The following is a 6,697-nucleotide window of genomic DNA, read 5'->3' on the forward strand; positions in this document are numbered from 1 at the left end:
GGAGTGTTGGTATGAAGATCATTAAAAGAAGTGGAATGGAAGTTGAATTTGATCGAAGTAAGATCATTGCAGCGGTTAAGCGTGCAAATAACAGCGTCGTAGAAGCAGAAAAAGTAAGTGACGAACAGGTAGAGAAGATTGCAGAGAATGTAGAAACTATCTGTGACGGAATGAATCGTGCCCTTAATGTAGAGGAGATTCAGGATTTAGTCGAGAATCAGATCATGAACCAGAAGGCATTCCGTCTGGCAAGTAATTATATTACTTACCGTTATAAAAGAGCGTTGGTTAGAAAGTCTAACTCTACAGATAAACAGATATTAAGTCTGTTAGAGTGCAATAACGAAGAAGTGATTCAGGAGAATTCCAATAAGAATCCAACAGTGAACAGCGTACAGAGAGATTACATGGCAGGTGAAGTAAGTAAGGATATCACAAGACGTTTCCTTCTTCCACCAGAAATCGTTGAGGCACATGAGAGTGGAGTGATTCATTTCCATGATTCTGATTATTTTGCACAGCACATGCATAACTGTTGTCTGGTGAATCTGGAAGATATGCTTCAAAACGGAACAGTGATCAGTGACGTTATGATCGAGAAGCCAAAGAGTTTTTCTACTGCATGTAATATTGCAACACAGGCAGTTGCCCAGATTGCAAGTTCTCAGTATGGCGGACAGAGTATTACGCTTTCCCATCTAGTTCCTTTTGTACAGATCAGTCGTGAAAAATATCGTCGAGATGTTCGCGCTGAATTTGAAGCAGAAGGTCTGGAAATGAATGAGCAGAAGATAAATGAAATCGCAGAAATGCGTGTAAGAAAAGAAGTAAAACAGGGTGTTCAGGTTATTCAGTATCAGGTAATCACTTTAATGACAACAAACGGACAGGCTCCATTTGTTACGGTATTTATGTATCTGGATGAGGTAGAAGAAGGTCCGGCAAGAGATGACCTTGCTATGATCATCGAAGAGATGCTCAACCAGCGTATTCTTGGTGTTAAGAATGAAAAAGGTGTATATATCACACCGGCATTCCCTAAGTTAATTTACGTTCTTGAGGAAGATAACATTCATGAAGGAAGTAAATACTGGTATCTTACAAAGTTGGCTGCCCAGTGTACAGCAAAACGTATGGTTCCGGATTACATTTCAGAGAAAATTATGAAGAAGTTAAAAGATGGAAACTGTTACCCATGTATGGGCTGCCGTTCTTTCTTAACTGTATATCATGATGAGAATGATAAACCGAAGTTTTACGGAAGATTTAATCAGGGCGTAGTAACCATCAACTTAGTAGATGTAGCTTGTTCTTCCGGTAAGGATATGGAGAAGTTCTGGGAGATATTTGATGAGCGCCTTGAATTATGTCATGAGGCACTTATGTATCGCCATAACCGTTTAAAAGGAACACCATCTGACGTAGCTCCGATTCTCTGGCAGAATGGTGCATTAGCACGACTTAAAAAAGGTGAGACAATTGACAAACTCCTGTATAATGGATATTCTACCATTTCTCTTGGCTACGCAGGACTTTGCGAATGCACAAGATATATGACAGGAAAGAGTCATACAGATCCGGAAGCAAAGCCATTTGCACTTGAAGTAATGAAGCATATGAACGAAGCCTGTGCGAAGTGGAGAGAAGAAAGTCATATTGATTTCAGTCTTTACGGAACGCCACTTGAATCTACAACGTATAAGTTTTCCAGATGCCTTCAGGAACGTTTTGGTATTATTCCGGGAGTAACCGATAAGAATTATATTACAAACAGTTATCATATTCACGTAACAGAGGAAATCGATGCATTTGATAAATTAAGCTTTGAAGCACAGTTCCAGGAACTTTCTCCAGGAGGAGCGATCAGTTATGTAGAAGTTCCAAATATGCAGAATAACATTGATGCGGTATTAGCGGTTATGAAACATATTTATGACAACATTATGTATGCAGAGCTTAATACAAAGAGTGATTACTGCCAGTGCTGCGGCTATGAGGGAGAAATACAGATCATAAGCGATGAACATGGCAAGCTGATCTGGGAGTGTCCAAACTGCGGTAACCAGGATCAGGCAAAGATGAATGTAGCAAGAAGAACCTGTGGATATATCGGAACACAGTTCTGGAATCAGGGAAGAACACAGGAAATTAAAGAAAGAGTAATGCATTTGTAGACAAAACCGGAAGAGCGCCCATATCAAAGAGGGCGCTTTTTCCATTTCTTTATTTTTGACAGAGAGAAGATGAGAAGAGATGTTGATTATCTATCCATTTTCGCCCTAAAATATATAAAATAACGGATTGTAAATAGAGTGTGGATATTGTAAAATATAACTATTAACTAAACACATTTTAGAACAGACACTCTGTTTAATTTTTTGGAAGAGGTGATATATTATGTATTATGGTGAGATCAAGAAGTGTGATATTGCGAACGGACCCGGTGTCAGAGTGTCCCTTTTTGTAAGCGGATGTACGCATCATTGTAAAGGATGTTTTAACGAGGAAACATGGAGTTTTGAATTTGGACAGCCTTTTACAGCAGAAACAGAAGAGCAGATTTTAAAATTATTAGAGCCTTCGTATATATCAGGTCTTACAGTATTAGGCGGTGAGCCTATGGAATATATGAATCAGGAAGCCCTCCTTCCATTTCTTGAAAAAGTAAAAGAACGTTTTCCGGAAAAGACAATCTGGTGCTTTACAGGATATGTTTTTGAAAAGGATATTTTAAATAGAATGATTCCAAAGTGGAAGTATACAAAAAAGATGTTAGAACAGATTGACTACCTTGTGGACGGACCATTTGTAGAAGCGAAGAAGGATATTACACTCAGATTTCGTGGTTCTTCTAATCAGCGAATAATAGATGTAAAAAAGAGTCTTGAAACAGGCAAAGTTGTTCTATGGGAAGAACAGTAGAGCACATTAAGATAGTAGAAGAGGATTTAAGAAGGTTCCGTCGCAGTAACGGTCTAACGACCGTAACTGCCGACGGAACCTTCCTTTTTGGCTGTATCAAATTTACAAATTAAATTTATCCATGTTTATGTCTAGGAACTTTTTTTGGTACAGGGTCTTTTGTTGTGAGAAACTGCACAGCTATTCCTAAACTGCAGAGCGCAAGTGTTAACGTTGCACTTGAGTTTGTGGAAGAAAACTTTGTAATTCCCATATATTCTGCAACACCAGGAAGAAGTCCGGCAGCGGAAGAACCGCATACGATTGCGGAAGTAAGGATAATAACCGGACGCATATATTTTACAGCAAGTACGCCAACAATAAGCCCGGCAACTATGTTGATAAAGAACTGGATATCTCCTTCAAATGAAAATAATGTACCTGCAGCACTAAATGCAAAGGTAAAACACAGGATGAAAATTCCTATCCGGTAAATCCACAGGGCAAGAGCTGCAATGACCGCACCGCCAAGAATAATGCAGAGAACGGATGCAAAACCTTCGACATGAAGAAGCTGGGATGCAGCGATCTGGCCGATAAAGAGTCCAATGATGAAACCGGTAATACTCATAAAAACTTTGGACAGTTTATAACCAAAGAAACATCCAAGAAGAGCAAAGACAAGAGCAATTACAGAGCCAACGATCTTATAAGTGGTATCGGCTTCGGTTATGAGTCCGAGAAAACCATTATTAATAAAACTGTTCAGGCTGTCGCTGCTTCCGGAATTCAATGGAAGAGTGCCCATTAGGGAGCTGTAGTCAATATTTAACAGGGACAACATAAAAATACCTTCTTTCGTATTGGATTAAAAAAATTAGATTGTTTTTCATTTTTTATTAATGATGTTATTTTAAATTCTGTTTCTACTGATTTTTAGCTTAACATAATAAAGTATATTCTGCAATTTATTTCAGATAGAGTATTTTATAGATTTTTACGTGAAAAGATGATATGATAATACGAGTTGATTTGTAACTGTTTAAAGTTACATTTTAAAGTTACATTGTATAGATTGGGAAAGAGAGGAATTAGAGATGTCAAAGATTAGAACAAGATTTGCACCAAGTCCTACAGGAAGAATGCATGTCGGAAATCTTCGTACTGCTTTATATACGTATTTGATCGCAAAGCATGAAGGTGGAGATTTCGTTTTAAGAATAGAAGATACAGACCAGGGACGTTATTGTGAGGAAGCACTGGGTATTATTTACCGTACTTTAGAGGCAACAGGTTTAAAGCATGACGAAGGTCCGGATAAAGATGGCGGATTTGGCCCTTATGTTCAGAGTGAACGAGTGGCATCCGGTCTTTATATGGATTATGCAAAGAAACTTATCGAAAAAGGCGAGGCATATTACTGTTTCTGTGATCAGGAAAGATTAGATTCTTTAAAACAGAACGTAGGTGGAAAGGAAATCAGCGTATACGATAAACACTGCCTGTATCTTTCTAAAGAAGAAGTAGAAGCCAATCTGGCAGCAGGCAAGCCATTTGTCATTCGTGCGAATATGCCGAATGAGGGCGAGACTACATTCCATGATGAGATTTACGGAGATATCACACAGCCGAATGAAGAGCTTGACGATATGATCCTTATCAAATCTGACGGATATCCAACATATAACTTTGCCAATGTAGTAGATGATCATCTGATGCAGATCACACATGTTGTAAGAGGGAATGAATACCTTTCTTCTGCACCAAAATACACACATCTTTACAAGGCATTTGGATGGGAAGAACCAAAGTATATCCATTGTCCGTTAATTACAAATGAAGAACATCAGAAGCTTTCTAAGCGTTCAGGACATTCTTCTTATGAAGATTTAATCGAGCAGGGATTTGTTCCGGAAGCAGTTGTAAACTTTGTAGCCCTTCTTGGGTGGAGTTCACCGGATAACAGAGAAATCTTCTCTTTAGAAGAGTTAGTAGAAGCGTTTGACTATAAACACATCAGTAAGTCCCCAGCCGTATTTGACATGGTTAAGCTTAAATGGATGAACGGAGAATATTTAAAAGCAATGGACTTTGATACTTTCTACAAAATGGCAGAACCTTACATCAAAGAAGTCATCAAGAAAGATATAGATTTAAAGAAGATTGCAGCACTTGTTAAAACAAGAATCGAAGTATTCCCTGAAATCGGAGAGATGATCGACTTCTTTGAAGAAGTTCCGGAATACGATGTAGATATGTACACGAACAAGAAAAATAAAACAAATGCAGAGAAGTCTTTACCAGTATTACAGGAATTACTTCCAGTAATCGAAGCACAGGAAGACTTTACAAATGATGCATTATATCAGATGCTTCGTGGATTTGCAGATGAAAATGGTTACAAGCCAGGCTTCGTTATGTGGCCAGTTCGTACTGCTGTTTCTGGAAAGCGTATGACTCCAGGTGGAGCAACCGAAATTATGGAAATCATCGGAAAAGAAGAAACAGTAAGCAGAATGAAAGCAGCAATTGAGAAATTATCTAAATAATAATTTGTCGAAGACAAGACGAACGCTCCCAAAGGAAGACAATATCCTATATTTGTGACTCTATCACTTGCGGGTTGAATGCTCGCTTACATGCTCGCATTCAATCCTCGTTCTAAGGCTACAAATATAGGATATTGTCTTCCTTTGGGAGCTGTTTTTTGTTGAAGATAAAATTATTATTTTAATACTTTATTCCTATTTGCCGCTGTATTGCGGTAGTTTTTGATTTTCTTTTTCTTTTTGGAGCCGACATATTTTTTCAAAGTTTTGTTAAATGTAGACTTTGAAATAGATTTATATGAGTATCCAGAAATTTTATTATAAATAGATTTTCGAATACCAAGTCCCTGTGATTTGCTAAGGCAGGCTCCTGAAGAACGGTAATAAGTCTCCGTAGATTGTCCCATATGTGCATAAGAGCCAATTAGCATACGTTTCTTTGGATAATAGGAAGAATAAACACCGGAGGCACTATTTTTATATAAACATACGAGTTTGCCCTTTTTATATGTATATACGGCAGTATCTATATAATTGTTGTAGAATAAATCTGGCGTAGAATCATTATTGTAATAAATAAGAGCAAACTGGTCATAGTAGCTTGTTCTTTTCTCCATAAAGTTTCGGTAAGCAGTTAGTGCTTTTGTTCGTTTCGATGCGGCATTTACATTGGTTGAAGGGACAAACAATGTAAGGAGCATGCACAAAGTCAATGTAGCAACAAGAATGAGCTGGTTAGATTTTTTCATTGTCTTCATAGTGTGGTAGTTCCTTTCTTTGTGTGGACTTTCCGACGAGCGAAAAGTCAGTTTTTATAGATATAGTATTTATTTTTATTATACAGTATTGATATGGAAAAGAACAGAAGATATTGTAAGATATGTATTTTATTTGATGGATATAGTTTATTGCGTTGTTTTCAAAAGTATTTTTAAACGCATTTGAATGAATATAAGCAGAAATGTGTTTTGAAAAATTGAAAGAGAAAAGTAAGAAACTTTGAATTTTACAAGATGAGGGAGTCCCTTTTTTATTTCTTTATGATATAATGAATATTGTCATAATTACTAATAGAAATGTAAAAAAAGGGGGGAAAATTAGAAATATAACCAAGAAGATTCGGTGCTAGAATATAAATAGTACAAGTCAAAATGAGAATTCCTAATCTAATATTTCATGGTACAATGTAGGTACCGCACTGAAGGAGGATCTCATTATGGCAAAGCACTATGACAAACAGTTTAAAC

At 37.3% G+C, this 6,697-nt stretch carries 5 protein-coding genes; 3 read left to right on the forward strand and 2 right to left on the reverse strand.

The features are described from left to right. The first annotated feature begins 11 nt into the window (after positions 1-11). Together nrdD and nrdG are read left to right on the forward strand one after the other, a co-directional pair. Positions 12-2,174 (forward strand): anaerobic ribonucleoside-triphosphate reductase, encoded by a 2,163-nt coding sequence (gene nrdD / locus FYJ25_RS12995; protein WP_021906195.1) that lies wholly within the window; start codon positions 12-14, stop codon positions 2,172-2,174. A gap of 223 nt (positions 2,175-2,397) precedes the next feature. Continuing rightward, entirely contained in the window at positions 2,398-2,922 is a 525-nt protein-coding gene (nrdG, locus tag FYJ25_RS13000; protein WP_096238861.1) for an anaerobic ribonucleoside-triphosphate reductase activating protein, read from the forward strand. Between the two features lie 115 nt (positions 2,923-3,037). On the opposite strand, the gene FYJ25_RS13005 is transcribed toward nrdG, so the two are convergent. Beyond that, positions 3,038-3,745, reverse strand: coding sequence for a TM7S3/TM198-like domain-containing protein (locus FYJ25_RS13005; RefSeq protein ID WP_096238862.1), 708 nt, complete (start codon positions 3,743-3,745; stop codon positions 3,038-3,040). A 253-nt stretch (positions 3,746-3,998) separates the two neighbouring features. On the opposite strand from FYJ25_RS13005, the gene gltX reads away from it, so the two are divergent. After that, a complete protein-coding gene (gene gltX / locus FYJ25_RS13010; RefSeq protein WP_154581471.1) occupies positions 3,999-5,450 on the forward strand; it encodes a glutamate--tRNA ligase in 1,452 nt (483 codons plus the stop codon). 176 nt (positions 5,451-5,626) lie between these two features. On the opposite strand, the gene FYJ25_RS13015 is transcribed toward gltX, so the two are convergent. Continuing rightward, positions 5,627-6,208, reverse strand: a complete 582-nt coding sequence (locus tag FYJ25_RS13015) for a hypothetical protein (RefSeq protein ID WP_154581472.1) — start codon at positions 6,206-6,208, stop codon at positions 5,627-5,629. Positions 6,209-6,697 lie beyond the last annotated feature (489 nt).

This window comes from Anaerobutyricum soehngenii (genome assembly GCF_009697165.1).
GTDB classification, from domain to species: domain Bacteria; phylum Bacillota; class Clostridia; order Lachnospirales; family Lachnospiraceae; genus Anaerobutyricum; species Anaerobutyricum soehngenii.

Bases quoted from the DNA above. Each gene is read 5' to 3' on its own strand.
- nrdD (WP_021906195.1), top strand. From the start codon at position 12: ATGAAGATCATTAAAAGAAGTGGAATGGAAGTTGAATTTGATCGAAGT.
- nrdG (WP_096238861.1), top strand. From the start codon at position 2,398: ATGTATTATGGTGAGATCAAGAAGTGTGATATTGCGAACGGACCCGGT.
- FYJ25_RS13005 (WP_096238862.1), bottom strand. From the start codon at position 3,745: ATGTTGTCCCTGTTAAATATTGACTACAGCTCCCTAATGGGCACTCTT.
- gltX (WP_154581471.1), top strand. From the start codon at position 3,999: ATGTCAAAGATTAGAACAAGATTTGCACCAAGTCCTACAGGAAGAATG.
- FYJ25_RS13015 (WP_154581472.1), bottom strand. From the start codon at position 6,208: ATGAAGACAATGAAAAAATCTAACCAGCTCATTCTTGTTGCTACATTG.